Below are 24,515 nucleotides of genomic sequence, written 5' to 3'. Positions count from 1 at the left end.
CCTTGCCATGACCCAGTGGTATTTCCATATTCCCGGCCAGGCCGACCGCGTCGGCCCCATGGACGACGAGGCCGCACGCCGTTTTGCCCAGGGTAGCCGCCAGGCACTGGCCTGGCGCGAGGGCATGCAGGGCTGGCAGGCGGTGACCGAAATCGCCGACTTCGGCGGCCAGGCCGGCCCGCCACCGATGCCGCCGCCGGTAGGTGGCAGGGGCAACCGTGCCGACGATATCGACTTCCGCATCGTCGGGCATGAGATGCAGTTCGTGGAAATCGAACTCGACCCCGGTGAAAGCGCGATTGCCGAGGCCGGCGCGCTGATGTTCAAGGACTCAACCGTGCAGATGGACACCGTGTTCGGCGATGGCCGCCACGAGGGCCAGGGCGGTGGCTTCATGGACAAGCTGATGTCGGCCGGCAAGCGTGTGATCACCGGTGAAAGCCTGTTCGCCACCGTATTCACCCATACCGGCAACGGCAAGGCCAAGGTCGCCTTCGCCGCGCCCTACCCGGGCACCGTGATCCCGATGAAGCTGGACCAGCACGGCGGCAAGCTGATCTGCCAGAAGGACAGCTTCCTGGCCGGCGCACGCGGCGTGCAGGTGGGCGTGCATTTCCAGCGCAAGGTGATGACCGGCCTGTTTGGCGGCGAAGGTTTCATCATGCAGAAGCTTGAAGGTGACGGCTGGGTGTTCGTGCACGCCGGCGGCTGCGTGGTGGAGCGTGAGCTGGCTGCGGGCGAGCGCATCGACGTGGATACCGGCTGCGTGGTGGCTTACCACGGTGGCGTGGACATGGACGTGCGCCGCGTGGCTGGCCTGAAAAGCATGTTCTTCGGCGGCGAAGGTGTGTTCCTGGCCACCCTGACCGGCCCGGGCAAGGTATGGCTGCAGTCGCTGCCGTTCTCACGCCTGGCTGGCCGCATGTATGCCGCCGCACCACAGGGTGGTGGCCAAAGCCGCGGTGAAGGCTCGGTGCTGGGCGGGCTGGGCCGCTTGCTGGATGGTGACAACAAGTTCTGATGTGGCTTTGACGTCCGTAGCCCGGCTGCAAAGCCCGGGCTGCGGAACCCTGTGCACATGCCCCGTGCGCACGGAACAAGCCGTCATTGCGCAGGGAAGACGTATCTCCTTGTAGTGCCCCGACGCCGTCGCCATACTCGCCGCATTCATTTTCAGGGGAATGGCAGGACGCCATGCACACGCAGGACAATGTTTACGCACCACCACAATCCTCGCTGGCGCAGGAGACAGCAGTACCTTCGGCGTTGCCGCCGTTCTATGTGGTCTCCATCACCAAGCTGGTACTGCTGTACGTGGCGACGATGGGTTTCTATTCGCTCTACTGGTTCTGGAAGCACTGGGCCCGGCACAAGCGCGACAAGAAGCTGAGTATCTGGCCAGTACCGCGCGCGATCTTCGCGATCTTCTTCGCCCACAGCCTGAACCAGGAAATCGACCACCGCCTGCAGCGCGCAGGCAAGCGCTACAGTTGGTCGCCGGGCATGTGGGCGGGCGCCTACGTCATCTCGGCCATTGGCGGACGCATCGTCAGCCGTATCCCCGAAACCATCCTGCCGGCCCTGCCAAGCTTCGGCATCGGCATCCTGCTGCTTGCCATCAATGCAATGGCCTTGGTGCAGGCACAGCGCGCGGCCAACCTCGCCTGCGGCGACCCGGACGGTAGCGGCAACGCACGTCTCACCGCTGCAAACTGGGCCTGGCTGATACTGGGCGGCTTGTTCTGGCTGGTCATCGGGCTCGGAATAGTCGCCCTGTTCTGGACGCCAACGGTCTATCTACCGGCAAGCTGAAACCGCTTACGGATGACAGCCGCAGCTAAACCATGCATTGGCCCACTGGCGGCCTTGCCAACACAAAGCGCTATGCTGGCGCCCTTTCCGACACCCCTGTTCATCATGCGCAACGCCCGTCTGCTGCTGTCCCTCTCCTTGTTTGGCCTGCTGGCAGCCTGCGGCGGCGAGAACACCAAGCCCACGCCGCCGGCAGCGGTGCAGCCGACCACGCCGGTAAGGCCGGTCAAGATCGGCGTGGCATTGGGCGGCGGCGCAGCCAAGGGTTTCGCCCATATCGGCGTGATCAAGATGCTGGAAGCCAATGGCTTCGAGCCGGTGGTGGTCTCCGGCACCAGCGCCGGCAGCGTGGTCGGTGCCCTGTATGCCAGCGGCATGGACGCCTTCCAGATGCAGCAGAAGGCAGTGGCGCTGGATGAAGCCAGCATCCGCGATATCCGCCTGTTCTCCGGTGGCCTGGTGCAGGGCCAGAAGCTGCAGGACTACGTCAACGCGCAGGTCGGCAACAAGCGCGCCGAGCAGCTGCAGAAGCCCTTCGCCGCGGTTGCCACGCAGCTGGAAACCGGTGAGCGCGCGGTATTCGTACGCGGCAATGTCGGCCAGGCGGTGCGCGCTTCCAGCTCCATCCCCGGTGTGTTCGAGCCGGTGATCATCGGTGGCAAGAGCTATGTCGACGGCGGCGTGGTCAGCCCGGTGCCGGTGGATGCGGCCAAGCAGCTGGGTGCCGAATTCGTGATCGCGGTGGATATCTCCAGCCGTGCCACCGGCCAGCGCCCGACCGGTCTGCTCGGTGCGGTGGGCCAGTCGATCACCATCATGGGCCAGCGCCTGGGCGAGCAGGAACTGGCACGCGCCGACGTGGTGATCCGCCCGGCGGTGCTGGACATCGGCGCAGCCGATTTCGAGCAGCGTGGCCGCGCCATCCTCGAAGGCGAGAAGGCCGCGATGGCGGCGATGCCGCAGATCCGTGCGGGCATTACCCGCCTGCAGCAGGCGCGTCTAGCCACCGCACGCAACGCCGAGGCACGTGCCGCCGCCGTGCAGGCCGAAGCGCACCAACGTTGCCAGGACAGCCGCAGCCGCATCGAGAAGCTGCGTGGCATCGAGAAGAACTGCAGCGCGCCAGCGCGTTGATGCTTGAAGCCCCTCTCCAACGGGAGAGGGGTTGGGGTGAGGGTACGGGCGAAGCAGCTTGCTTCAGATTCCATAAGGCTTCGCCGCCTACCCTCATCCGCCCCTTCGGGGCACCTTCTCCCGCAGGGAGAAGGAAGAGCCTTCACCGCCCCAATTGCGACAGCGGCAGGGCGCGGAACTCCTTCACCGTGCGCAGCACGAAGCTGGAATTGACGTCGGCCACACCAGCTGCGTTGAGCAGCTTGTCGAGCAGGAATTCCGAGAAGTGGTCCAGGTCGCGTACGTAGACCTGCAGCAGATAATCCATGTCGCCGGTCAGCGCATGGCAGGCCACCACTTCGTCCCATAGCTGCACCGCCTGCACGAAGTGATCGATGGCCGCCTGGCCGTGCTTGGACAACTGCACGCGCACGAAGGCCTGCAGGCCCAGCCCGATCGCGCGTGGCTCCAGCCGTGCGCCGTAACCGGCAATCACGCCCTCCGCCTCCAGCCGCTGCACCCGCCGCAGGCAGGCCGAGGGCGACAGGTTCACCCGCGCCGCGAGTTCGGCGTTGGTGGCGCGGCCATGCTGCTGTATTTCGACCAGAAGCCGCAGATCCGTGCGATCAAGATTCACCGACGCCATCTTTGTTGCTCCGCAGCATTGAATGGACGCAACAATATTGCGTTAGAAGCGGTTGTCAGCGCAATTACGCACACCTGTTGCGCGGCAGGCTTCCTACCATGCGGTTACTTATTCCCTTCAGGAGCTGCCGTCATGGAAGCCAACCCGCGCCGCGTCGAACACCAACAGACCGACAAGGGTTACGTGCCGGTCTATACCACTGCCGTGGTGGAGCAGCCCTGGGACGGCTACAGCGCCGACGACCATGCGACCTGGAGCACCCTGTACCAGCGCCAGCGCGAACTGCTGGTCGGTCGTGCCTGCCAGGAGTTCCTCGATGCCCAGGACGAGATGGGCATGAGCGAGCACATGATTCCGCGCTTCGACCAGCTCAATGAAGTGCTGGGCGCGGCCACCGGCTGGACCCTGGTCGGCGTGGAAGGCCTGCTGCCGGAACTCGACTTCTTCGATCACCTGGCCAACCGCCGCTTCCCGGTGACCTGGTGGATCCGTCGCCCCGACCAGATCGACTACATCGCAGAACCCGACCTGTTCCACGACCTGTTCGGCCACGTGCCGCTGCTGATGAACCCGGTGTTCGCCGACTACATGGCCGCCTACGGCCGTGGTGGCGTCAAGGCCCATGCCATCGGCCCGGACGCGCTGCAGAACCTGACCCGCCTGTACTGGTACACGGTGGAGTTCGGCCTGATCAACACCGCCGATGGCCTGCGCATCTACGGCGCCGGCATCGTCTCGTCCAAGGGCGAGTCGTTGTACTCGCTGGAGTCGGCCGCGCCTAACCGGATTGGTTTTGATCTGGAGCGGATCATGCGCACCCGCTACCGCATCGACACCTTCCAGAAGAGCTACTTCGTCATCGACGGCTTCGAGCAGCTGATGGCTGCGACCGAGCCGGACTTCACCCCGATCTACGCACGCCTCGCCGACGCCGAACATCTGCCCGCTGGCGACGTGCAGGAAGGTGACACGGTATTCCAGCGCGGCAGCGGCGAAGGCTGGGCCGACGGCGGCGACGTCTGAGCCAGCCCACATCGCTGCAATAGAAGAAGCCGCCCCAGGGCGGCTTCTTCATTCATGCCCAAAGCTAGCCCGGGTAAGCGAAGCGCAGCCGGGGCCACCAGATCCTGTAACTCACTGCGCCGTCTTGGCCGCCCGCCGACCGCCGTACTTGCGGTCCAGGTAGACGCCAACCATCACCGCCACCAGCAACGGTGCCGCCCACGGGAACAGCTCGATCACCAACGACGGCACCGTGGTGTGGCTGTGCAGCCACTGCCATACCGGACGCATGCCGATGCCGAGGAAGGCAACGTGGGTGGCGATGCCTGCACCCAGGATCGACTGGTAATGCTGGCGGAACGCCCAATCCGGACGCGACGGTCCGCGACGGGCGAACTTCAACATGCGCCAGCCCACCCACAGGCCGATCGACGAGAAGCCAAGGAACAGGGGCTGGCGATGCTGGATGCCGGTGCCCACGACCACCAGGGCCAGGATCACCATCGGCCACAACGCCAGATGCCAGCCCGGGCGCGACACCAGCTGCTTCCAGTCGCGCTTGTCGGTGACCGCGCGCCACGCCAACCAGGTCGCGTTGCCGGTGATCGCCATCAGATAGGCGAGGAACAGTGCCGACAACGGCTGCTGGCGGAAGAACGCGAACTGGATGGTGATCGGCAGTGCGGTGACCACGATCACCGCCATCGCTACCAGATAGACCTTGCCCAGCGCACGGTGCCGCGGCGAGCCCTTCTTTATCACCGCCGCCGACCAGAAGCCAACCAGTGCGACCACGCCGGCCAGTACATGCAGCGCAACGATCAGGGAATATCCGGGCATTGGGGCTCTCCAGTGACGGCCGGCGAAGTGCGATGGCCTGTGCAAAGCGTGCGCGCACGGGCGCGCGCATGGCAGTCGCGCCGGTCACTGCCGGACCCTGCCGGAAGTCACTTTCTGCAGTCACCCCCTTGTCGAAGGCGCGTGCGCCCACCAGCATGCGGGCATGGAAATCACTCCCCGTTCGCGCTGGCACAGGCTGCTGCACCCGCTCAATCTCGCCGGCCTGCTGACCTGGCTGGCCGTGGCGGTGACCCTGCCGTATGGCTCCGCCGAGCAGTTCGCGCTGCGCTGGGGCTGTGCGTTGCTGTTCCTGATCGCCTTCCTGCTCGCCGCCAGCTACGACCGACCTGCGCCACAGCGCAGCGTACTGTTGGTGATCGAGGCCGTCGCGGCACTGGCGGTGATCCGCCTGGCCGCGAGCAGCGGCGTGGCGCCGGCGCTGTTGGTGATGCTGGCGGCACAGGTGGCGATGAGCTGGCCGCTGCGCATCGCTGTGGCAGTGATGCTGGCAGCCAACCTGGGCATGTACCTGGTACTGCGCGACGTACACAGCCACCCGGCCGCGGTGGTGCTGATCTTCGCCGGCTTCCAGGCCTTCGCCATGCTCACCACCCACTACGCCAGCAGCGCCGAGCAAGCGCGCGACCGGCTGGCGCTGGTCAATGCCGACCTGCTGGCTACCCGCGCCCTGCTCGCTGAGCGCTCCCGCGACATGGAACGGCTGCGCCTGTCGCGCGAGCTGCATGATGTGGCCGGGCACAAACTCACCGCGCTGCGCTTGCACCTGCGCGCACTGGCAGCGCCAGCAGGTGCCGTGCCCGAGCTGGCTTTGTGCGAGCAGCTGTCCGCCGACCTGCTCGGCGACATCCGCGCGGTGGTGCATTGCCTGCGCGACAGCGGCCAGCTCGACATGGACACCGCCCTGCACGCACTGGCGGCACCTTTGCCGCGTCCGCGCCTGCAGCTGCAGTTGGATGACGACGTACAGGTCAGCGATACCGCCAAGGCCGAAACCCTGCTGCGCTGCGTGCAGGAGGCGCTGACCAACAGTGCCCGCCACAGCGATGCCAAGGTCCTGCAGGTTGCCCTGCAACGCCGCGACGGACGCTTGCTGCTGGCAATGGAAGACGATGGCCAATTGCGCGGCGAACCGCGCGCCGGCAATGGCCTGACCGGCATGCGCGAACGCGTGGACGAACAGGGCGGCAGCCTGCAACTGCAGCGTGCTGCTTCCGGTGCCCTGCGGATTCGTGTGGAATTGCCGGCATGAACGATTCCCCACGCATTGCCCTGGTCGACGACCAGGCCCTGATCCGCGCCGGCCTGCGCGCCCTGCTGCAGCAGCTCGGCATCACCATCGTGTTCGAGGCCGACAGCGGCGACGCCCTGCTCGAACAGATCGCACAGCAGCCGGTGCAGCTGATCCTGTCTGACATCCGCATGCCGGGCCTGGACGGCATCCAGGCCTTGAAGGCGCTGCGCGAGCGCGGTGATCAAACACCATGCGTGTTCCTGACCACCTTCGACGAGAGTGACCTGCTGCTACGTGCCACCGAAGCCGGTGCGCAGGGTTTCCTGCTGAAGGATGCAGCCCCGGAAGACCTGCACGACGCCATCGGCCGCGCCATCGCCGGCCAGACCTTGTTGCAGCCGGTGAGCACCGATGCGGTACGCCAGCGCTATCGCTACCACGCCGATGACGCGCCGAAAGAGTTGTTCAGCCAGAAGGAAGTCGCGGTGCTGCGGCTGATGGCCGGTGGCTACAGCAACCGCGAGATCGCCGGCAGCCTGTTCCTGGCCGAAGGCACCGTGAAGAACTACGTCTCGACCATCCTCGACAAGCTCGACACCCGCGACCGCACCCGCGCAGTGCTGAAGGCGATCACCCTGCGGGTGATCTAGCAGCATCGGCCGAAGCTGTAGTGCCGAGCCATGCTCGGCAAGGGCTTTACCGTTAGCCTGTCCGCCGTTGTGGGAGCGGCGTAAGCCGCGAAGCCCATGAATCATCAGATTGCGAATATATCGGTTGTTCCGGCGTTGTTAGCTTCGCGGCTGACGCCGCTCCTACAGCCGGTGCACAGGTAAAGCCCCTGCCGAGCATGGCTCGGCACTACGCACCTCCACCGTCACGTGCACTATCTCCTCGTGGATCGCCAAGGCGCGATGGAACACTTCCGGCGCCACCACTGATTCTGTCACCACCTCCATCGCGCAGGCATAGCGACCACGCCCCACCTGCCAGACATGCAGGTCGCTGATCTGGGCAGCTACCTCGCCCTGCTCCACCGCCTCGCGGATCTCGGCGACCACTGGTGCGTCCATCTCCGCATCCAGCAGCACGCCACTGGTCTGCTTGATCAATCCCCAAGCCCATACCGATACCAGCACTGCGCCGACGATGCCCATCAGCGGGTCCAACCAGGACGCGCCGAAATACAGACCGCCGAGCAGGGCGACGATCGCTAGCACCGAGGTCGCCGCATCGGCCAGTACATGCAGGTAGGCCGAGCGCTGGTTCAGATCATGGTGATGATGGTGGTGGCCGCCATGCGCGTGGTGGTCATGCCCGTGGTCGTGACCATGATGATGGTGTTGATCGCGCAGCCACCATGCACACAGCAGGTTCACCGCCAAGCCGACCACCGCGATCGAAATGGCCTGCTGGTAATGGATGGGGCTGGGCTTGAACACGCGCAGGATGGACTCGAACGCCATGATCGCGGCAACCCCCAGCAACAGGATCGCGCTGGTGAACCCAGCCAGGATTTCGATCTTCCAGGTACCGAATGCAAAGCGCGGATCATCGCGATAGCGCCGTGCACAGGCGTAGGCGAACGCCGCCAAACCGAGCGCCAGCGCATGCGAGCTCATATGCCAGCCATCGGCCAGCACCGCCATCGAGTTGAACCACCAGCCGCCAGCGATCTCCACCACCATCATCACCACGGTCAGCGCCATCGCACGACGGGTGTTCTGCTCCGCCATCGGATTGCCATCGCTGAAGGCATGGCTGTGGCGGCGGGATTGAGCAAGCGCGTCGAGTTGCATGGCGATGGGCCGGGAGAAGGACGGCGTGATTCTATACCCCCAAGGGGTATATGATGCCAGTCATGGCTCATATCCAACGCGACAAGAAAAAGCTGCTGACCCGGGTGCGCCGCATCGCCGGCCAGGTGGCGGCACTGGAGCAGGCACTGGAAAGCGGCGACGACTGCGACGCCGTGCTGGTGCAGATAGCCGCCGCCAAGGGCGCGATGCACGGGCTGATGCTGGAAGTGATGGCCGGCCACCTCAGCGACCATGTCGTCGCGGAAAAGGATCCGGCCAAACGCGCGCAGGAAGCCGAGGTACTGCTCGAGCTGATGAAGCGCCACGCAAAGTGAGGGTAGTGCCGAGCCATGCTCGGCAGGGGCGTCACCCGCAGCCCAATCAGCGGTTGTAGGGGCGGTGTCAGCCGCGAAGCTCACGAACCATCAGATTGCCAACACATCGGTGATTGCAGCATTGCCAGCTTCGCGGCTTACGCCGCTCCTACAAAGGCGTGCCCGGCACGGCATCTGCCGAGCATGGCTCGGCACTACCTTGCGACCAGACGCTGTCGGTATGGCCCTGCTGCATGCGCAGCTGGCTGCGATGCGCGATGTACAGCATCACCGGCACTGACAGCAGCGCGGTCAGGTCGACCGGCCAGCTGCCTGCGTGGTACCAGCTGCCACCCAGCCCCAGAACTCCGGCAACACTCGACAGCGGAATCGCCAACGTACACAGCGCGCTCAACCACAGCAGCTCCACCGCAGCGCGCGGCGCACCGCGCAGGTAGGCCCAGCCGATGGCGGCCAGGAATACGACGTAATAGATGCCGGTGTGCCAGGCCTTCAGATCGGTGACCAGCGACGGCAGCCATTTGGTCGCGGCGATGCTGGCGGATATGCCGGCCACGCAACCCAGCGACACACCTACCGTCAGGCAGGCCAACACCCGGGCCGAACGCTTCTGCACCGGCGTTTCCGCGCCCTTGCGCTTGCGTCGCCGCGATTCCACCCATAGCAGGTTGCCGGTGTAGAACAGCGCCGCGCCAGCCAGGCCCATCAGCAGGTACAACCAACGCACCGGGTTGCCACCAAAACTGCCGAAATGCAGCGCGAAGAACGCATTGACCGCGCCGTTCCAGCCATCCATATGACCCGGCAGGTCATGCGCATCCACCTCACCGCTATACGGATCCAGATGGGTGCTCGCGTATACGCGGGCACGCGTGCCATGGCGGATATCCAGTCCGGTCACTGTTGCTTCGACATGACCGCCCTTGCTCTGGAAGCCGAAGCTCTGCACCTCGAAGCCGGGCAACTGCAGTTCGACCCGACGCAGCAGCTCAGCGGCCGGCAGCACTGCGGCCCCTCCGGGCGCTTCTGCGTGCTCCTCGTTCCACTCGATGCCTTGCGGATACACCACCGCTCCCTGTGCATCGTAGAACTGGTCGTGGAAAGCGAACACCACGCTGGTCAGCGCGATGACGATGTGGAACGGCAGACTGAACAGCCCCAGGGCGTTGTGTGCATCCAGCCACATGCGCTTGATGTTCTTGCCGATGCGCAGCGCGAACACGTCCTTGCTCAAGGTGATCAGCAGCACGATCAGGCCCGATACCAGGGCGACCGCATACGCCATCGCCACCGCGCCCATGATCGGCCGCGCGATCTTGTCCGGGAATGGCAGGCCAACCAGCTGGTGCAATGTGTCCACCAACTGCGCCACCGGTGCCTTGCGTGTCTGTGCGACCTGCAGGCTGCCGTCGGCGGCGAAGCTGGCGCCATACTCGGTGAACTGGCGACGGCCCTGGCCGGGTGCACGCTCCTGCCAGTACACCCGCGCCGGTTGATCGGCGTGCGGACGCACCGACACGAAGTAACGCGATGCGGCCTTGGGGTGTTCGGCCAGCACTGCGGCCACCAGCGCGTCGGCCTCTTGCAACGACGGTGCCGCCGACAGCGTTGAAGGCGGCGTCGCCCAGCGCTCCAGCGGCTTCTCGAACATGGTGACCGAACCGGCATAGAAGGCGATGAACAGCATCAACCCGCTGACGATGCCGATCCAGATGTGCACATCCTTGTAGACCTTGATGATGTCGCTACGGATCTTCATGCAGCCACCTTCATGACATCACTCCACGCACCAGCCACAGCGCAGCGAAGGCCAGCGCATTGGCCGCACCCAACCACAGCCAGGCACGCAGGCTGTCGCGGAACAGGTAGACGAAGGACAGCACCGTCGCCCAGATAGGTGCCATCAGCCACATGTTGAACTGGTTCTTGCCGCCGCCGGCATTGATGCCGTCAGGGCCCAGCCACGCGAACAGGCCCGACAGCGCCAAGGCCAAGCCAAACCCAAGTACCACGCCCGCGCAGGTCTTGCCGAACCAATGGCGGCTTTCCAGCCGTGGCTTCGCCGGGCTCATACCGACCGCCCCGCACGCGTGCGTGCACGCCATGCGCCGACAAACGGCGCGAGCGACCACACCAGCATCAGCAACACCAACCAGCTGGCGATCGCCTCCAGCGGCGCCAGCAGCGGCCACAACGCCAGCAGTGACAGCAGCACCAACAAGGTGCCCGGCCACCATGCACGCCGCTTTGGCCACGGCCCGGCGGCGCGCAACTGTTGCTGTGGTGAAGCGACGTACAGCAGCAGTCCGCCAACGATCCCGGCCAGCGTGCCGGCGATGCCCAGCCACAGGTTCATGCGGCCTGCCTGCTGTAGGTGATGGCGCGCCCTTGCCGGGCGCACATGCGATGTTTGGATTTCATCTGGTCTGGCTCTTCGCTGGACATGCACTCGCGGCGCCTGCACCAAAGCGCAGGCGCCGCGCGGGGATCACCAACTGAAACGTGCGGTAGCAGTGACGGTACGGCCGGTGCCGTAATAGCAGGACGACTCGCCAGTGCAGGTGGAGACGAAGCGCTTGTCGGCGAGGTTGCTCAGGTTGAGCGCGAACTGCGTGCCGACGGCGCCGTGCTGGCCGGCGTCATAGCGGATGGCGGCATCCCACAAGGTGTAGGACGGAATCAGGTAGAGGTTGGCGCTGTCGCCGTAGCTGCGGCCGTTGTAACGCACGCCGGCGGCAAGGCTCAGGCCTTCCAGGCCGCCAGCGAGGAAGGTGTAATCGGCCCACAGTGCCGCCGTCCAGTCCGGCACCATCGCCAGCTGCTTGCCGGTATAGCCGTTGTTGCTGCGGGTGACTTCCGAATCCATCCAGCTGGCCGCACCAATCACGCTGAAGCCTTCCAGCGGAGTGACGCGCCCTTCAAGCTCGACGCCGCGCACGCGGCCCTCGCCGTCCTGCACCTGGCAATCGGCGTTGCCTGCGGCGCCGCAGGTGTTGTGCGATTTGATCGGATCGTTGGTGACGATGTTCTGCTGGCGCAGGTCGTAGGCCGACAAGGTCAGCAGGCCATCGAACGAGGCCGGCTGGTACTTCAGGCCGGCCTCCCACTGCTTGCCGGTCACCGGGTCGAACGGCGTCTGCGTGTAGCTCATGTTGGCATTGGTACCGGCCGGCTGGAACGACTCGGCATAGCTCAGGTAGGGCGTCAGGCCGTTGTCGGCCACGTACAGCACGCCGGCATTGCCGGTGAATGCCTTGTCCTTGACCTTGGTCGGCACCACCGGGCGATAGGTGTTGGTGGCCACCGTATACGCCTGGGTCCAGGTGTCGTCCTTGGTCCAGTCGTGGCGGCCGCCGAAGGTCAGGCGCCACTTGTCGATGGCGATCTGGTCCTGCAGGTAGACGCCGGTCTGGCGGTTGATGCCGCCGCTGTAACTGATGCTGGTGGTGACCGGAACGTAGTTGGTATAGACCGGATTGAAGATGTCGATATCGGCCGGATTGGTCATCGCGCCACGCGCGCCGGTCCAGTCGGCTTTCTGCCAGTCCACGCCGAACAGCACGGTGTGCTCGGCGACGCCGGTGCTGAATTTGCCAGTCAGGCGGGTGTCGACCGTCTCACCCTTGGAGTCGCCTTCGCCCCAGGTCGCGCGCCGCTTCTGGGTGCGGCCATCGGCGTTGAGGGCACCATTGGTCACCACCGAGCGGAACACCGATTCGACGTTGGTATGGCGCGCACTCTGGCTCAAGGTCCAGTTGTTGTTGAAGCTGTGTTCGAACAGGTAACCGGCAGTCCAGATGGTGCGGTCGAAGGTGTTCCAGTTGGGCTCGCCGATGAAGGTGGTGTTCTTCATGTAGCCGTAGGCGGTGGGGCGCAGCGTGCCGGCCATCGGCAGGAACTGGTAGGTCGAGCCACCGTCGTCCTTCTGGTACAGGCCGAGCAGGGTCAGGCGCGTGCGTTCGGCGATCTGGAAGGTATAGCTGGGCGCCAGGAACCAGTGCTGCTGCTCGGTGCGGTCGATCTGGGTCTGGCCGTCGCGGTACAGGCCGACCAGGCGCAGCAGGTGGCGGTTGTCATCCGTTCCGGTGCCGACGTCGAAGGCACTGCTGTACTGGCCGTTGCCATCGATGCCCAGGCGCAGCACCTGCTGCTGGTCCGGCACCGGCGTCTTGCTGACCTGGTTGACCATGCCGCCCGGAGCCACCTGCCCGTACATCACTGCGGACGGGCCCTTGAGCACCTCCACCCGGTCCAGGTTCCAGCTGTCGACCATGCTGCGGTTCCACTGGCTGCCCTGCGGCGCGCGCATGCCATCGATGGTGACGTTGTTGGCCCAGCTGCCGGCGTCGAAGCCGCGGATGCGGAAGTCATCGACACGGTTGTCGATGCCGCTGCTTTCCAGCGAGACGCCGGCCACGTAACGCATTGCCTCGTTGAGGTTCTGCACGCCGCGCGCATCCAGTTCCTCGCGCGCGATCACCGAGACCGACTGTGCGGTTTCGGCGATGGCGGTATCGGTCTTGGTCGCGCCGGAAGTGTGGCCGGTGGTGCGGTAGGCATTGACCCGCACCGCATCCAGGGTCTGCGCGTCGGCAGCCGCTTCGGCTTCGGCGGCGATTGCAGCAAGCGGGAACAGGGCCGAGACAACGGCAAGGGACAACAAGGCCGGGCGGAGGCCGGCAGAAATACGGGGGAGGGACACGGATCAACCTGCACAGACAGAAGTATTGGCTGACTGCCCAGGCAGCGGCTGATGCGCTGATTATAGTAAATAATAACCATTCTCAACAACATTGCTGGCACTGGCTGTTCTGCCAGCCGCGCTGGTGCCGCTGGCGGAGGCCTGAATACACGGCCCACGGCGCGCTTTGCGCCAGCATGTAAAATGGCCAATTTTTAGTCAGGACCATGGCGAAAGCATCCGAACGGGCGCCCGTTCTGGGCCCGGCGTTCATTCGCCTGCTGGCCCGCTTCAATGACGAGGGAACCTCCCCTGCGGCGCCTGCGGTGCCGGAGCGGCTGGCGCAGTGGTTCGACTGGAACCGTGCCATCACCCTGTCCAAGGCGCTGGACAACCTGCCGCCCGAGGCCGAACCCGGTGCTGCCTACGATCCGGCGCAGGATGCCGAATACGCCAATGTGCGAACCAGGCTGATGGAAGCCATCCAGGCCGACATCGACCTCAGCCCGCCACGCAATCCAGCGCCGGCCGATGCCGAGCTGCCGCCCGGCTTCGCCCCCTACCGCCAGCATTACCTGAACCAGCAACGTGCCATGCAGACCGCCAGCGGCCGCCTGCGCGGCCGCCTGCGTGACATGCTGGCCCGGCAGTCCGTGTCCAAGGCGCGCCTGGCCGAAGTCGACGCGGTGATGGAAGCCACCCTCAGCCCGCGCGAACACACCCTGCTTTCCCATGTGCCGGCCCTGCTGGGCCAGCACTACCAACGGCTGCATGACGCCGCCGCGCACGACCCCGCCGATGCAGCCGCATCGGATCCCACCGCGGCACCCACCGGCCCCTGGCTGGCCACGTTCCGGCAAGACCTGCGCATCGCGCTGCTGGCCGAACTGGATGTCCGCTTCCACCCCATCGATGGCCTGCTTGCAGCGCTACGCACCCGGTAATCCGTACCTCATGTCCAGAAACCTCGTTGCAGTCGTTGTCTTCCTTGTTGGCCTGTTGGCCGTGTGCTGGATCGGCATCGGCTATGCCGGCACCCATCCGCTGGCTGCGGTGGTCGCCGCCGTCATCGCCGCCTGCTATCTGGCCGGCGCGGTGGAACTGTTCCGCTACCGCCAGGCCACCGGCACCTTACAGCAGGCCTTGCCATCCATCGGTGAAGCCACAGACAACCTCGACGGCTGGCTCGCCCGCCTGCAGCCGGGTCTGCGCGGCCCGGTACGCCTGCGCGTGCAGGGCGAACGCGTCGGCCTGCCCGCTCCTGCGTTGACCCCGTACCTGGTCGGCCTGCTGGTGTTGCTTGGCATGCTTGGCACCCTGCTCGGCATGATGGCGACCCTGCGCGGCACCGGCCTGGCGCTGGAAAGCGCCACCGATCTTGATGCCATCCGCAGCTCGCTGGCTGCACCGGTCAAGGGGCTTGGTTTTGCCTTCGGCACCTCCATCGCCGGTGTCGCCAGTTCGGCCGCACTCGGCCTGTTGTCGGCGCTGCTGCGCCGCGAACGCGCGCAGGCCGTGCAGGAACTGGATGCTGGTATTGCCAGCCAGCTGCGCACGCATTCGCAGAGTTTCCAGCGCGGCGAGACCTTCCGCCTGCTGCAGGAACAGAACGCGTTGATGCCAACCCTGGTCGAGCGCCTGCAATCCATGATGAGCAGCCTGGAACAGCAGCACCAGGCCAACAACGAACGCCTGCAGGCCAGCCAGCAGGAGTTCCACCAGCGCACCGAAGCGGCTTACACGCAGCTGGCGGCATCGCTGCAGCAATCGATGCAGGCCGGCATCACCCAGCAGGCCAATGCGGTGGGCGCTGCGCTGCAGCCGGTCGTCGACGCCACCATGGCCGGGCTTGCTGACAAGTCCAATGCGTTGCACGCCAGCATCGACAGCGCCGTGCACAAGCAACTGGAAGGCATCAACGCCGCCGTGCAGAGTGCGGCCGCAACTGCGGGCAGCAGCTGGAACAGCGCACTGGAGCAACAGCAGCGCAGCAACAGCGCGCTAACCGAACAGCTGCAGCAGGCACTTGCACAGTTCGGCAGCAACTTCGAACAGCGCTCCAACAGTCTGATCGACGGCGTCGCCGCGCGCATGGAAGACAACGTCGTCCGTACCGCCGAAGCGTGGCGCGATGCACTGGCGCAGCAGCGCAGCGCGCATGACGAACTGGCGCAGCGCAACGAGCAGGCCTTGCTCGCGGCTTCGTCTGCGTTTGAACAGCACGCGCAGTCGCTGCTGTCTTCGCTGCAGCAATCGCACGAACAACTGCAGAGCGCGTTCGCCGAACGCGACGAACAGCGCCTGGGCCAGTGGTCGCAGAGTCTGTCGACGATGGTCAGCACGCTGGACAGCAGCTGGCAGCGCAATGGCGAGGCTGTCGCACAGCGCCAGCAGCAGATCTGCGACAGCTTGGCGCAAACCACCCAGGCCATGAGCGAACAGCAGCAGGCGCAGGCCCGCGACACCATCGCCGAGATCTCGCGACTCGTCCAAACCGCCTCCGAAGCACCGCGCGCCGCTGCCGAAGTGGTGGCCGAGCTGCGCCAGAAGCTCTCCGACAGCATGGTCCGCGACACTGCCATGCTGGAAGAACGCGGCCATCTGCTGTCCACGCTGGAAACCCTGCTCGGCGCGGTCAACCACGCATCGACCGAGCAACGCAGCGCAGTCGACGCACTGGTCAGCACTTCAGCGGATCTGCTCGAACGCGTCGGCAGCCGCTTCAGCAACCAACTCGAAAGTGAGACCAGCAAGCTCGACCACGCCGCCGCCAACGTCACCGCCAGCGCGGTCGAAATGGCCAGCTTGGGCGATGCCTTCGGCAGTGCGGTGCAGCTGTTCGGCCAGTCCACTGCCGCCTTGGGCGAACGCCTGCAGCTGATCGAAAGCGCATTGGACAAGTCGCTGGCACGCAGCGATGAGCAGCTGGCCTACTACATCGCGCAGGCGCGCGAAGTGGTGGACCTGAGCATGCTCTCGCAGAAGCAGATCATCGGCGAACTGCAGCAGCTGGCCGAAGCCCGCGACAACGCCGGAGCCTGAGCGCGATGAGCGACGAAATCGAATTCGACGCCGAATCCAGCGCCACCACCTGGGCCGCGTTCGGCGACCTGATGTCGGTGCTGCTCGGCGCCTTCGTGCTGATCCTGGCCAGCGTGATCGGCATCCAGTTGCTGCTGCACAACCGTTTGGATGAGGAAGTGAAGCAGCGCCAGGAACAGACCGCCAAGCTGAAGACACTGGAACAGGCGCTGGCCGCGCCATTGGCAGCCGGCCGCGTCACCGTCATCAACGGCCGCATCGGCATCAGCGGCAGCGTGTTGTTCGCGCTCAACTCCGACCAGCTGCAGCCGGAAGGTCGCGAGCTGCTGCAGAGCATCGCAGCGCCGTTGCGGGACTACCTGGGTGCACGCGAGGAGATCCTGATGGTCAGCGGCTTCACCGACAATCAACCGGTGCGTGTGGTCCATGGCCGCTTCGCCGACAATCTGGAGCTGTCCGCGGCGCGCGCACTCACCGTCACCCGCACCCTGATCGCCGATGGTGTGCCGTCGCAGTCGGTGTTCGCCGCCGCCTTCGGCGCCGAGCAGCCGGTCAGCAGCAATGATGACGAGGCTGGACGGGCAAAGAATCGCCGCGTCGAGATCGCGCCGATCCCGCGTCCCAAGCAGGACGGCAAGGCCGACGCCGCGCAATGATGCCGGTTGATTCAACAGCACTCGCCCAACTGCAGGCATGGCGCGAGAGTGGTGCTGATCGTTTCGATCCATCACGCTTCGAGCTGATCGCGTCGCTGGCACAGCGCGCGCAAGCTTACAGCGGCAGCGCGCGTGAGCAGTTGGATGTGCGGCTGTCGCAGTTGATCGATGCGTACGCGCAGCTTGTCGCTGGGGCCGAGCTTGTTGTGCCCGCTGCGAGCAGCGCAAGCGAAAGTCCAATGCAGGCACTGTTGCAGCAGTTGGCGGCGGATCCATTGCAGTACCAATTACCGTTGCGAGCAACCAACACCGCCAGCGACGCTGTCGATTCCTCTGATGCCAGTGACGTCAGCGACACCGCGCTGATGCCGGCGCTGGATGAATTCCAGCAGTTGTGGAGCCGCATCCGCATCGACAGCCTGCTGCGCCAATGCCTGGATTCGCTGCCCGAAGATGCTGGCCCGCTGCACTCCAGTGTGCTCACCTACCGTGCAATGGCATTGATGCAGGAAGTGTCACCGGAGTATCTGCAGCACTTCATCGCCTACGTGGATGTGCTCACCTGGATGGAGCCGGTCAGCGGCACCGACACCGTGGTCGAGCCGACCCGCGCCGCCAGCAAGCGCAAGGCCAGCCGCAAGAAGGCGTGAGCGGCCGCCGCAAGGATCGGAGAACAACAACGACAAAGGCGCGGACATCCGCGCCTTTGTCGTTTGCGTGAGCAGAAATAGCCGGTGTCCAGCGATGCGGGATTCTTGTGGGAGCGGCATAAGCCGCGAAGCTGATACACCAACAGATGGCACTGCCGCTCACGACTTCAGCAATGTCAGCTTCGCGGCTTACGCCGCTCCTACAAACCCTGAGCGAATCGCGAAGCCGGTGCACCACCAGCTTCGCAACCCGGGCAACGCAACTCCGCTTGGGTAAACGGAAACCTGACTCTGACCCCGGTTTTGCTTATTGCAGTGCTGGGGTGTCCACCAGCACCAGCTCGGAGTCTTCCAGCGCGGTGATGCGGATGCTGGTCTCGCCGCTGATGGCTGCACCATCGCGGGCTTCCAGCAGCACGCCGCTGACTTCGACCTTGCCGGTGTTCGGCACCAAATAGCCGTAACGGTCGGCATCGGTGAAGTGGTACTCGGTGCTCTCGCCGGCCTTCAGCGTGGCGCCCAGGACGCGGGCGTTGGCGCGGATCGGCAGTGCATCGTCGTCACCGTCCATGCCACTGGCCAGGGTGATGAAGCGGCCCGAGCGCTCGCCCTTCGGGAAAGGCTTGCTGCCCCAGGACGGCTTGCCACCGCGCTGGTCGGGGAAGATCCAGATCTGGAAGATCCTGGTGACGCCTGCTTCCAGGTTGTACTCAGCGTGGCGGATACCGGTGCCGGCACTCATCACCTGCACATCGCCGGCTTCGGTACGGCCCTGGTTGCCCTGGTCGTCCTTGTGGCTGATGGCGCCTTCGCGGACGTAGGTGATGATTTCCATCTCGGCATGCGGGTGCGGCGGGAAGCCGGTGCCAGGCTGGATGGTGTCGTCATTCCAGACCCGCATCGTGCCCCAGTTCATGCGCTTGCTGTCCTGGTACTCGGCGAAGGAAAAGTGGTGCTTGGCATCGAGCCAGCCGTGATTGGCTCCACCGAGGCTGGCAAATGGGCGACGTTCAATCATGGCGTTCTCCTGAAGGCGGTGGGGTTTCGATGTGGGAAAGTCTAGGCCTGCACCACGATGCCGAGAATAGAAAGTATGGAAAAGCATTCTTTCCATTTGTGAGATGATCGCCCCACCCTGCCCTGCGAGCCGCTGCCATGAACCGCCTGCCTGACCTGGAAGCCTGGGCCATCTTCGCCAAGGTTGCCGAAGCCGGCTCCTTCGCCCGCGCCGCCGAGGAGCTGCAGCTGTCGCAGGCTACCGTTTCCAAGGCCATCACCCGGCTGGAGACGCGTATCGGCACCAGCCTGTTCCACCGCACCTCGCGGCGCATGTCGCTGACCGCTGCCGGTGAAGCTGCGCTGGAGCGGGCAGCACGCATCCTCGACGAGGGCGAAGCGGTGGAGGCGGAAGTGGCCGATCGTTCAGCGGCGCTGCGCGGCCTGATCCGGCTGGCGGCACCGATGTCGTTCGGCGTGTCGCGGTTGGCGCCGTTGCTGCCTGGGTTCATGCAGGCGCATCCGGACGTGGAGCTGGATATCCAGCTCAGCGACCAGATGGTGGATCTGGTGGCCGAGCGCTTCGACATGGCGCTGCGCATCTCCACGCTGGCCGACTCCAGCCTGCGCGCGCGCCAGCTATGCCAGGTCCGCATCCTGCTGGTCGGGTCGCCTGCCTACTTCGAGGCACACGGGCGCCCCACCCACCCGCGCGATCTGGCCCAGCACCGCGGTTTCCAATACAGCTATACCCGCAGCGGCAACACCTGGCGCTTCCGCCACCCGCGGCACGGCGAGTTCGCACAGACCGTGCCGCGCCAGCTGCAGGCCAACAATGCCGAGATATTCGATGCCGCCCTGCAGGCAGGACTCGGGCTCGCCTTGCAGCCGGAGTTCCTGGTCTGGGAACAACTGCGTGATGGCCAGCTGCAGACCGCCATGGACGATTGGAAGGTGGAGCCACTGGCACTGAGCATCATCACCCCACCCGGCCTGCACCGGCCTGCACGTGTGCAGGCCTTGATCGACTATCTTGCGCAGCGTCTGGAGAAGGAGCCGTGGGCGCTGCGCTGAGTCCCCTCAACGCGGAGCCGTAGCCGGGTATGCCAGCATCACCACCAGGTCTTCCTCACCGACCTGCTGCAGTGCGTGGCTGCTGCCGCTGCGGGTAAGCAAGGCGTGGCCGGGGCCGACCTCGTATTGCTTGCCGTCCAGCACGTAAAGGCCGCGTCCGCTGACGATGTAATAGATCTCGTCCTTGTGCTGCGGATGCAGGCCGATGCCCGCGCCTTTGTGCAGCACGCGCTTGCGCATCACGAAGGGCAGATCATTTACGTCGGCGAAGAACGAGTAAGCGGTGGTCGGTCCTGCACCGCCGTGCGGGCCGGGCTGCTGGCGGCCGATGTCCTGTTCGCGGACGACCTGGGAACCGTGCGTGTCGCCTCGATCCTGCTTTGGCGTTGCCACAACAGGGGCCGCCGCGCTTGGCGTCGAAGCAACAATGCCTTGCGTTGCACTGATGGCTCCACAGTCGATATCGCGCTTGAGCAAGGGTTTCAGTTGCGGCGCGATATCCACCCAGCCGCGCATCACCAGGCAGGCCACCGCAGTCGCGCCGGCTGCGCTGAAGTGGGTACCGTCGGCCTTGTTCTGCTCGGGCACGAACATGAAATAGGACTTGGCGCCCTGCTCGCCCAGCGCGCGTATCCATGCCATTGAACTGGCGTTGAGATCGATCAGCTGCACGTCCTGCGCTTTGGCGACCTGCTTCATCGCCAGCGTGTAGCGCCCGTGGGTGTCGAGCAATGCACCGAAATCGTAGAGCAGGCGTGCGACGGGGGTGATCAGGATTGGCGTTGCGCCTTTCGCACGTGCAACGGCGATGTAGCGCGAGAGGAACTGTTGATAGTCACCGTCTGGATCGGTATAGCGCGTTGCGTCTTCCAACTTGGCGTCGTTGTGACGGAACTGGATCAGCAATACGTCGCCAGGTTGCAGCTCTTTCTCGATTGCATCCAGTCGCCCTTCGTTGATGAAGCTGCGGGTGCTGCGGCCGCCGACGGCGTGGTTGCGTACCTGCCATTGGCTGTCGTCGAGCCAGCTCTGCAGCACCTGACCCCAGCCCGCTTGTGGCGCGCGTTCGGGTCCGTAGCTGGCGGCGGTGGAGTCTGCCGCTATGAAGACGCGATGGGTCGGCTCATTGGCTTGGGCGCTGGTTGAGAAGGCGCTGAGGAGGATGAGGATAAGAGCTGAGGTCTTCATGCGGTGCTATGCGCCTTGAAGCCCCTCTCCCCTTGCGGAGAGGGGTTGGGGAGAAGGGACGCGATCGAAGATCGCTGGCTTGATGAGTTCCAGCACCAAGAAGCATGCGTGCAATGCACGCCTCCCCTCTTCCGCCCTTCGGGCACCTTCTCCCACAAGGGGAGAAGGGCTGGAATCCTGCTGCACGGAGTGCCCGTAGGCATACACGCGTCTGTCGACAAACAACAAAGGCGCCCGCAGGCGCCCTTGTCTGCCCGCAAGGGCGCTACTGCATGCGTGGGCTTACTTGCCCAGCACGCTCTTCACGTAGGCGACGATGTTCTCGTCCTGCGCGTTGTCGAAGAACGCCTTCTGGAAGCGCTCGCCGCCGACGGCCTGCTTCACCAGTTCCTGGTCGATGGACTTCAGGCCTTCGACGAAGTCCTTGGAGGCGCCCTGCTTCACCTGCGCCAGGATGCCGGCGTTGGCCATCTGCGATTCCTTGCGCTCGGCCGGGTAACCCTGGCCACGCTCACCGGCAAATGCCTTCTCGAAGATGTAGCGGATGTTGATTTCCGCGCCCCAGCCGAAGCCCTTGGCGAACGGCAGTGCCAGCGCGTTGCCGCTGTTGACCTGGGCGAACAGGAAGGCATCGGTCGGCTCGATGCAGTAGCCGCAGTACACGCCCGGCCATGCATTGAGCGACATCATCGCGCCCTGCCCGGTGCCGCAGCCGGCGACCACGAAATCCACGGCCTTGGCGTTGAGCAGCAGCGCGGCGCAGATGCCGAGGTGGATGTAGGTCAGGCGGTGATCATTGTCACCGTCCATGCCAACGTTGAACACGTCGTGGCCCTGTGCAGCGGCGACGGTGTTGAGCTGCTCCAGCACCACCGGGTTCTTGGCGGCCTGGCTGAACTCCTGCATCAATGCGATTTTCATTGCGTGACTCTCGATTAGGGGGAAACGTTGTTGGTGATGAGGTGGAAGCAGAAGCAAGAGCTCCCCTCATCCGCCCCTTCGGGGCACCTTCTCCCGCATGCGGGAGAAGGGAAATCTGTGCTGCGCGCGACTGCTGCTTGGCTGCCTCCGCTCGCTATCGCTGTCGCATCTGCCTCTGCATTTGCATTTGCCTCTACATTTGCCTCTACATTTGCCTCTGCTTCAGCTGTTGCTTCAGCTGTTGCTTTGGCTTTGGCTGTTGCTTTGGCCTTGGCTGTTGCTTCTGCTCCTGCTCCTGCTCCTGCCTTGGCTCTTGCTTTCCCCTCTCCCGCACGCGGGAGAGGGGTAGGGGTGAGGGCGCTCCTGGCTCTTCAGCGCTTCTGGCTCTTCAGCTTTACGCTTCCTACCAGCCTTTCAACTGCGCCTCACCACCTTCAATCCTCAGCGCGCCAACCAACCACCATCCACCGGAATGATCGCGCCGTTGACGTAATCCGACGCGCTCGAAGCCAGGAACACTGCCGTACCGCCCAGGTCTTCCGGCTTGCCCCAGCGACCGGCCGGGATGCGGTCCAGGATCGCCTTGTTGCGGTCTTCGTCAGCACGCAGCTGCGCGGTGTTGTCGGTCGCCATGTAACCCGGGGCGATGGCATTGATGGTCACGCCCTTGCCTGCCCACTCATTGGCCAGCAGGCGGGTGATGCCGGCGATGCCGCTCTTGGAAGCGGTATACGACGGCACCCGCACGCCGCCCTGGAAGGACAGCATCGAGGCGATGTTGATGATCTTGCCGCTGCCCTGGGCGATGAAATGCTTGCCGGCTGCCTGGCTCATGAAGAACGCGGACTTGATGTTGACGTTCATCACGTCATCCCAATCCTTCTCGCTGAAATCCACTGCGTCGGCGCGACGGATCAGGCCGGCGTTGTTGACCAGGATATCCAGGCGGCCCAGGCCTGCAACGGTCTCGGCAACCACGCGCTCGACCGGCTCGATGCTGATCAGGTTGGCTTCGATGTTGAGGAAACGGCGGCCCAGCGCGCGCACCTTCTCGGCGGTCTCGTCGGCCGGGACGATGCCGGCGCCGGCAATGTCGGCACCGGCGGCGGCCAGCGCCAGCGCGATGCCCTGGCCCAGACCGGTATTGGCACCGGTTACCAGGGCGACCTTGCCTTCGAGACTGAATGGATTCGTCATGCTGTTCCTCTCCCAGAGCGGTAGTTCGGTAGTGCTGCCGGCGGCGGGTGCCGGAGCGGGGCGATGGCGCCGGGTCGGTCCCGGTCAGCACATCTGTCCAGTGGCCCGCCGCTGCAATCCGCGGGCCTGCCGGGCGATTCTAGCCAATTATGGAAACCGGTGTCATTTTGCACTGCAAGATAAGTAGTTTCCGTTACAAAACAAAAACTTGGGATCTATCAGTCCTGCGGCGGCTGGCAGGAATCGCGCACGATCAGATGCGGGCGCACGCTGGCCATCGGCATGGCGGTCTTGCCCTCCGGCTGGATCAGCATCGCAGCCGCTGTTCTCCCGGTGTCACGGGTGTTGCGGCGCACCGAGGTCAGCGATGGCCACAGGCGCGACGCCAGCGGGCTGTCGTCGTAACCGACGATCGACAACTCGCGCGGAATGCTGATGCCGGCACGCATGGCGACCTTGTAGACGCCGGCAGCCATCTCATCGTTACCGGTGAAGATGGCGGTCGGGCGCTGCTTGCCCAGCAGCAGCTTCTCGGCCGCGGCCACACCGGATTCGAAGGTGTAACCGGCCTCGATGATGCGCGCCGGCGGCAGTTCGATGCCGCGTCGCTCCAAGGCCTCAAGGAAGCCCGCGGTGCGCTCATGGGCCGAGCGGTAGGCGGTGGGGCCGGTGATCAGGGCGATGTCGCGGTGGCCCAGCGACAGCAGGTAATCGGCCGCTTCGGCGGCGCCGTCACGGTCGTGGGTGATCACCATCTGCGAGGTTTCATCCAGCGGCAGCGAGGCGATGCGGGTGAAGCGGCAGCCGATCTCGTCCAGCATGTCGGCCAGCGCCTGGTCTTCGGACGCGCGCGGCACCAGGATCACGCCGTGCAGCTTCTGCTGCTGCACGAAGCGCTTCACGCCCTCGATGTAGCCGGGGCTGCGGGTATCGCAGGGGTGCACCACCAGCTCGAAGCTGGAACCGCGCAGCGCATCCAATGCACCGTTCTGCATGTCCACCACGTATTGCGCGGTGGGGTTGTCGTAGACCATGCCGATCAGGAACGAGCGCCGGAACGCCAGCCCGCGGGCCAGCGGGTCGGGCGTGTAGCCGACCTCGCGCATCAGCGCTTCAACCTTGTCGCGGGTGTCTTTGCGCACCAACGGTGAGTTGTTGATGATCCGCGAGACCGTCTTCTTGGAAACACCCGACAGCCGCGCGATGTCGTTGATGGTTGCGGGCCGCCCCAGTGACTGGGGCGTGGTGGCGGCGTCGGCTTTCTTGCGCAAGGCGATGTCCTTGAAACCGTTCATGACGGGCATTCTATCGGGC

Annotated in this window: 24 protein-coding genes; 12 read left to right on the top strand and 12 right to left on the bottom strand. The window is 65.0% G+C overall.

Annotated features, from left to right (window positions below):
• Nucleotides 1-7 precede the first annotated feature (7 nt).
• The 3 genes from Q5Z11_RS00340 (at nucleotide 8) to Q5Z11_RS00330 (ending at nucleotide 2,946) form a co-directional block, all read left to right on the top strand.
• Nucleotides 8-1,021, top strand: a complete 1,014-nt coding sequence (locus Q5Z11_RS00340) for a TIGR00266 family protein (protein WP_303748181.1) — start codon at nucleotides 8-10, stop codon at nucleotides 1,019-1,021.
• A 173-nt stretch (nucleotides 1,022-1,194) separates the two neighbouring features.
• Nucleotides 1,195-1,812 carry a hypothetical protein gene (locus tag Q5Z11_RS00335; protein ID WP_303748180.1) on the top strand — a complete coding sequence of 206 codons (618 nt, stop codon included), beginning with the start codon at nucleotides 1,195-1,197 and terminating at the stop codon, nucleotides 1,810-1,812.
• A 72-nt stretch (nucleotides 1,813-1,884) separates the two neighbouring features.
• The gene (locus tag Q5Z11_RS00330) at nucleotides 1,885-2,946 is read left to right on the top strand and encodes a patatin-like phospholipase family protein (RefSeq protein ID WP_303748179.1); all 1,062 of its coding nucleotides are present in this window, start codon (nucleotides 1,885-1,887) and stop codon (nucleotides 2,944-2,946) included.
• A gap of 142 nt (nucleotides 2,947-3,088) precedes the next feature.
• Here Q5Z11_RS00330 and Q5Z11_RS00325 read toward each other — a convergent pair whose 3' ends face one another.
• Nucleotides 3,089-3,571 (bottom strand): Lrp/AsnC family transcriptional regulator, encoded by a 483-nt coding sequence (locus Q5Z11_RS00325; RefSeq protein ID WP_282271903.1) that lies wholly within the window; start codon nucleotides 3,569-3,571, stop codon nucleotides 3,089-3,091.
• Nucleotides 3,572-3,703: 132 nt separating this feature from the next.
• On the opposite strand from Q5Z11_RS00325, the gene phhA reads away from it, so the two are divergent.
• Complete coding sequence (gene phhA / locus Q5Z11_RS00320; protein ID WP_303748178.1) at nucleotides 3,704-4,594, top strand: phenylalanine 4-monooxygenase; 891 nt, start codon at nucleotides 3,704-3,706, stop codon at nucleotides 4,592-4,594.
• 111 nt (nucleotides 4,595-4,705) lie between these two features.
• Here phhA and Q5Z11_RS00315 read toward each other — a convergent pair whose 3' ends face one another.
• Nucleotides 4,706-5,413 carry a DUF2306 domain-containing protein gene (locus Q5Z11_RS00315; protein ID WP_303748177.1) on the bottom strand — a complete coding sequence of 236 codons (708 nt, stop codon included), beginning with the start codon at nucleotides 5,411-5,413 and terminating at the stop codon, nucleotides 4,706-4,708.
• A gap of 163 nt (nucleotides 5,414-5,576) precedes the next feature.
• Between Q5Z11_RS00315 and Q5Z11_RS00310 the strand changes: the two genes are divergently transcribed.
• Complete coding sequence (locus Q5Z11_RS00310; protein WP_303748176.1) at nucleotides 5,577-6,683, top strand: sensor histidine kinase; 1,107 nt, start codon at nucleotides 5,577-5,579, stop codon at nucleotides 6,681-6,683.
• Nucleotides 6,680-7,315 carry a response regulator transcription factor gene (locus Q5Z11_RS00305; RefSeq protein WP_303748175.1) on the top strand — a complete coding sequence of 212 codons (636 nt, stop codon included), beginning with the start codon at nucleotides 6,680-6,682 and terminating at the stop codon, nucleotides 7,313-7,315. Before Q5Z11_RS00310 ends, Q5Z11_RS00305 begins: the two co-directional genes overlap by 4 nt.
• A gap of 162 nt (nucleotides 7,316-7,477) precedes the next feature.
• Here Q5Z11_RS00305 and dmeF read toward each other — a convergent pair whose 3' ends face one another.
• Complete coding sequence (dmeF, locus tag Q5Z11_RS00300; RefSeq protein ID WP_303748174.1) at nucleotides 7,478-8,461, bottom strand: CDF family Co(II)/Ni(II) efflux transporter DmeF; 984 nt, start codon at nucleotides 8,459-8,461, stop codon at nucleotides 7,478-7,480.
• A 62-nt stretch (nucleotides 8,462-8,523) separates the two neighbouring features.
• On the opposite strand from dmeF, the gene Q5Z11_RS00295 reads away from it, so the two are divergent.
• Nucleotides 8,524-8,796, top strand: coding sequence for a metal/formaldehyde-sensitive transcriptional repressor (locus Q5Z11_RS00295; protein ID WP_303748173.1), 273 nt, complete (start codon nucleotides 8,524-8,526; stop codon nucleotides 8,794-8,796).
• 148 nt (nucleotides 8,797-8,944) lie between these two features.
• On the opposite strand, the gene Q5Z11_RS00290 is transcribed toward Q5Z11_RS00295, so the two are convergent.
• The 4 genes from Q5Z11_RS00290 to Q5Z11_RS00275 form a co-directional block, all read right to left on the bottom strand.
• Nucleotides 8,945-10,555, bottom strand: a complete 1,611-nt coding sequence (locus Q5Z11_RS00290) for a PepSY-associated TM helix domain-containing protein (RefSeq protein WP_303748172.1) — start codon at nucleotides 10,553-10,555, stop codon at nucleotides 8,945-8,947.
• 10 nt (nucleotides 10,556-10,565) lie between these two features.
• On the bottom strand, nucleotides 10,566-10,868 hold the full coding sequence (locus Q5Z11_RS00285) for a hypothetical protein (RefSeq protein WP_303748171.1): 303 nt from the start codon (nucleotides 10,866-10,868) through the stop codon (nucleotides 10,566-10,568).
• Nucleotides 10,865-11,152, bottom strand: coding sequence for a hypothetical protein (locus Q5Z11_RS00280; protein WP_303748170.1), 288 nt, complete (start codon nucleotides 11,150-11,152; stop codon nucleotides 10,865-10,867). The genes Q5Z11_RS00285 and Q5Z11_RS00280 overlap by 4 nt, the downstream gene beginning before the upstream one ends.
• 132 nt (nucleotides 11,153-11,284) lie before the next feature.
• Entirely contained in the window at nucleotides 11,285-13,498 is a 2,214-nt protein-coding gene (locus Q5Z11_RS00275; RefSeq protein ID WP_303748169.1) for a TonB-dependent siderophore receptor, read from the bottom strand.
• Nucleotides 13,499-13,704: 206 nt separating this feature from the next.
• On the opposite strand from Q5Z11_RS00275, the gene Q5Z11_RS00270 reads away from it, so the two are divergent.
• Genes Q5Z11_RS00270 through Q5Z11_RS00255 form a run of 4 tightly spaced genes read left to right on the top strand, consistent with a single transcriptional unit; the run spans nucleotide 13,705 to nucleotide 17,825 of the window.
• Nucleotides 13,705-14,421, top strand: a complete 717-nt coding sequence (locus tag Q5Z11_RS00270) for a DUF3348 domain-containing protein (RefSeq protein ID WP_303748168.1) — start codon at nucleotides 13,705-13,707, stop codon at nucleotides 14,419-14,421.
• A gap of 10 nt (nucleotides 14,422-14,431) precedes the next feature.
• The gene (locus Q5Z11_RS00265; RefSeq protein WP_303748167.1) at nucleotides 14,432-16,519 is read left to right on the top strand and encodes a DUF802 domain-containing protein; all 2,088 of its coding nucleotides are present in this window, start codon (nucleotides 14,432-14,434) and stop codon (nucleotides 16,517-16,519) included.
• Between the two features lie 5 nt (nucleotides 16,520-16,524).
• Entirely contained in the window at nucleotides 16,525-17,175 is a 651-nt protein-coding gene (locus Q5Z11_RS00260; protein WP_303748166.1) for an OmpA family protein, read from the top strand.
• Entirely contained in the window at nucleotides 17,172-17,825 is a 654-nt protein-coding gene (locus Q5Z11_RS00255; protein ID WP_303748165.1) for a DUF2894 domain-containing protein, read from the top strand. The genes Q5Z11_RS00260 and Q5Z11_RS00255 overlap by 4 nt, the downstream gene beginning before the upstream one ends.
• A 307-nt stretch (nucleotides 17,826-18,132) precedes the next feature.
• On the opposite strand, the gene Q5Z11_RS00250 is transcribed toward Q5Z11_RS00255, so the two are convergent.
• A complete protein-coding gene (locus Q5Z11_RS00250) occupies nucleotides 18,133-18,843 on the bottom strand; it encodes a pirin family protein (RefSeq protein ID WP_303748164.1) in 711 nt (236 codons plus the stop codon).
• A 137-nt stretch (nucleotides 18,844-18,980) separates the two neighbouring features.
• Here Q5Z11_RS00250 and Q5Z11_RS00245 point away from each other — a divergent pair, with 137 nt between their 5' ends.
• The gene (locus Q5Z11_RS00245) at nucleotides 18,981-19,895 is read left to right on the top strand and encodes a LysR family transcriptional regulator (protein WP_303748163.1); all 915 of its coding nucleotides are present in this window, start codon (nucleotides 18,981-18,983) and stop codon (nucleotides 19,893-19,895) included.
• Nucleotides 19,896-19,901: 6 nt separating this feature from the next.
• On the opposite strand, the gene Q5Z11_RS00240 is transcribed toward Q5Z11_RS00245, so the two are convergent.
• The 4 genes from Q5Z11_RS00240 to Q5Z11_RS00225 form a co-directional block, all read right to left on the bottom strand.
• Nucleotides 19,902-21,083, bottom strand: coding sequence for a GDSL-type esterase/lipase family protein (locus Q5Z11_RS00240; RefSeq protein ID WP_303748162.1), 1,182 nt, complete (start codon nucleotides 21,081-21,083; stop codon nucleotides 19,902-19,904).
• A gap of 282 nt (nucleotides 21,084-21,365) precedes the next feature.
• Complete coding sequence (locus Q5Z11_RS00235) at nucleotides 21,366-22,004, bottom strand: RpiB/LacA/LacB family sugar-phosphate isomerase (protein ID WP_303748161.1); 639 nt, start codon at nucleotides 22,002-22,004, stop codon at nucleotides 21,366-21,368.
• Nucleotides 22,005-22,445: 441 nt separating this feature from the next.
• Nucleotides 22,446-23,201 carry a 2-dehydro-3-deoxy-D-gluconate 5-dehydrogenase KduD gene (gene kduD, locus Q5Z11_RS00230; protein WP_282270993.1) on the bottom strand — a complete coding sequence of 252 codons (756 nt, stop codon included), beginning with the start codon at nucleotides 23,199-23,201 and terminating at the stop codon, nucleotides 22,446-22,448.
• Between the two features lie 218 nt (nucleotides 23,202-23,419).
• A complete protein-coding gene (locus Q5Z11_RS00225) occupies nucleotides 23,420-24,496 on the bottom strand; it encodes a LacI family DNA-binding transcriptional regulator (RefSeq protein WP_405051635.1) in 1,077 nt (358 codons plus the stop codon).
• Nucleotides 24,497-24,515: the final 19 nt, after the last annotated feature.

This window comes from Stenotrophomonas sp. 610A2 (assembly GCF_030549615.1).
In the GTDB taxonomy this organism is placed as follows: Bacteria; Pseudomonadota; Gammaproteobacteria; order Xanthomonadales; family Xanthomonadaceae; genus Stenotrophomonas; species Stenotrophomonas pigmentata.
The sequence above is the reverse complement of the archived record's forward strand: the minus strand, read 5'-3'. Positions and strand labels throughout refer to the sequence as shown.

What these genes read in the sequence shown, in the direction of transcription:
- Q5Z11_RS00340 (WP_303748181.1), top strand. Translation starts at nt 8, where the DNA reads ATGACCCAGTGGTATTTCCATATTCCCGGCCAGGCCGACCGCGTCGGC.
- Q5Z11_RS00235 (WP_303748161.1), bottom strand. Translation starts at nt 22,004, where the DNA reads ATGAAAATCGCATTGATGCAGGAGTTCAGCCAGGCCGCCAAGAACCCG.
- kduD (WP_282270993.1), bottom strand. Translation starts at nt 23,201, where the DNA reads ATGACGAATCCATTCAGTCTCGAAGGCAAGGTCGCCCTGGTAACCGGT.
- Q5Z11_RS00315 (WP_303748177.1), bottom strand. Translation starts at nt 5,413, where the DNA reads ATGCCCGGATATTCCCTGATCGTTGCGCTGCATGTACTGGCCGGCGTG.
- Q5Z11_RS00295 (WP_303748173.1), top strand. Translation starts at nt 8,524, where the DNA reads ATGGCTCATATCCAACGCGACAAGAAAAAGCTGCTGACCCGGGTGCGC.
- Q5Z11_RS00260 (WP_303748166.1), top strand. Translation starts at nt 16,525, where the DNA reads ATGAGCGACGAAATCGAATTCGACGCCGAATCCAGCGCCACCACCTGG.
- Q5Z11_RS00245 (WP_303748163.1), top strand. Translation starts at nt 18,981, where the DNA reads ATGAACCGCCTGCCTGACCTGGAAGCCTGGGCCATCTTCGCCAAGGTT.
- Q5Z11_RS00255 (WP_303748165.1), top strand. Translation starts at nt 17,172, where the DNA reads ATGATGCCGGTTGATTCAACAGCACTCGCCCAACTGCAGGCATGGCGC.
- Q5Z11_RS00285 (WP_303748171.1), bottom strand. Translation starts at nt 10,868, where the DNA reads ATGAGCCCGGCGAAGCCACGGCTGGAAAGCCGCCATTGGTTCGGCAAG.
- Q5Z11_RS00330 (WP_303748179.1), top strand. Translation starts at nt 1,885, where the DNA reads ATGCTGGCGCCCTTTCCGACACCCCTGTTCATCATGCGCAACGCCCGT.
- Q5Z11_RS00265 (WP_303748167.1), top strand. Translation starts at nt 14,432, where the DNA reads ATGTCCAGAAACCTCGTTGCAGTCGTTGTCTTCCTTGTTGGCCTGTTG.
- Q5Z11_RS00240 (WP_303748162.1), bottom strand. Translation starts at nt 21,083, where the DNA reads ATGAAGACCTCAGCTCTTATCCTCATCCTCCTCAGCGCCTTCTCAACC.
- Q5Z11_RS00280 (WP_303748170.1), bottom strand. Translation starts at nt 11,152, where the DNA reads ATGAACCTGTGGCTGGGCATCGCCGGCACGCTGGCCGGGATCGTTGGC.
- phhA (WP_303748178.1), top strand. Translation starts at nt 3,704, where the DNA reads ATGGAAGCCAACCCGCGCCGCGTCGAACACCAACAGACCGACAAGGGT.
- dmeF (WP_303748174.1), bottom strand. Translation starts at nt 8,461, where the DNA reads ATGCAACTCGACGCGCTTGCTCAATCCCGCCGCCACAGCCATGCCTTC.
- Q5Z11_RS00225 (WP_405051635.1), bottom strand. Translation starts at nt 24,496, where the DNA reads ATGAACGGTTTCAAGGACATCGCCTTGCGCAAGAAAGCCGACGCCGCC.
- Q5Z11_RS00335 (WP_303748180.1), top strand. Translation starts at nt 1,195, where the DNA reads ATGCACACGCAGGACAATGTTTACGCACCACCACAATCCTCGCTGGCG.
- Q5Z11_RS00290 (WP_303748172.1), bottom strand. Translation starts at nt 10,555, where the DNA reads ATGAAGATCCGTAGCGACATCATCAAGGTCTACAAGGATGTGCACATC.
- Q5Z11_RS00310 (WP_303748176.1), top strand. Translation starts at nt 5,577, where the DNA reads ATGGAAATCACTCCCCGTTCGCGCTGGCACAGGCTGCTGCACCCGCTC.
- Q5Z11_RS00250 (WP_303748164.1), bottom strand. Translation starts at nt 18,843, where the DNA reads ATGATTGAACGTCGCCCATTTGCCAGCCTCGGTGGAGCCAATCACGGC.
- Q5Z11_RS00270 (WP_303748168.1), top strand. Translation starts at nt 13,705, where the DNA reads ATGGCGAAAGCATCCGAACGGGCGCCCGTTCTGGGCCCGGCGTTCATT.
- Q5Z11_RS00305 (WP_303748175.1), top strand. Translation starts at nt 6,680, where the DNA reads ATGAACGATTCCCCACGCATTGCCCTGGTCGACGACCAGGCCCTGATC.
- Q5Z11_RS00325 (WP_282271903.1), bottom strand. Translation starts at nt 3,571, where the DNA reads ATGGCGTCGGTGAATCTTGATCGCACGGATCTGCGGCTTCTGGTCGAA.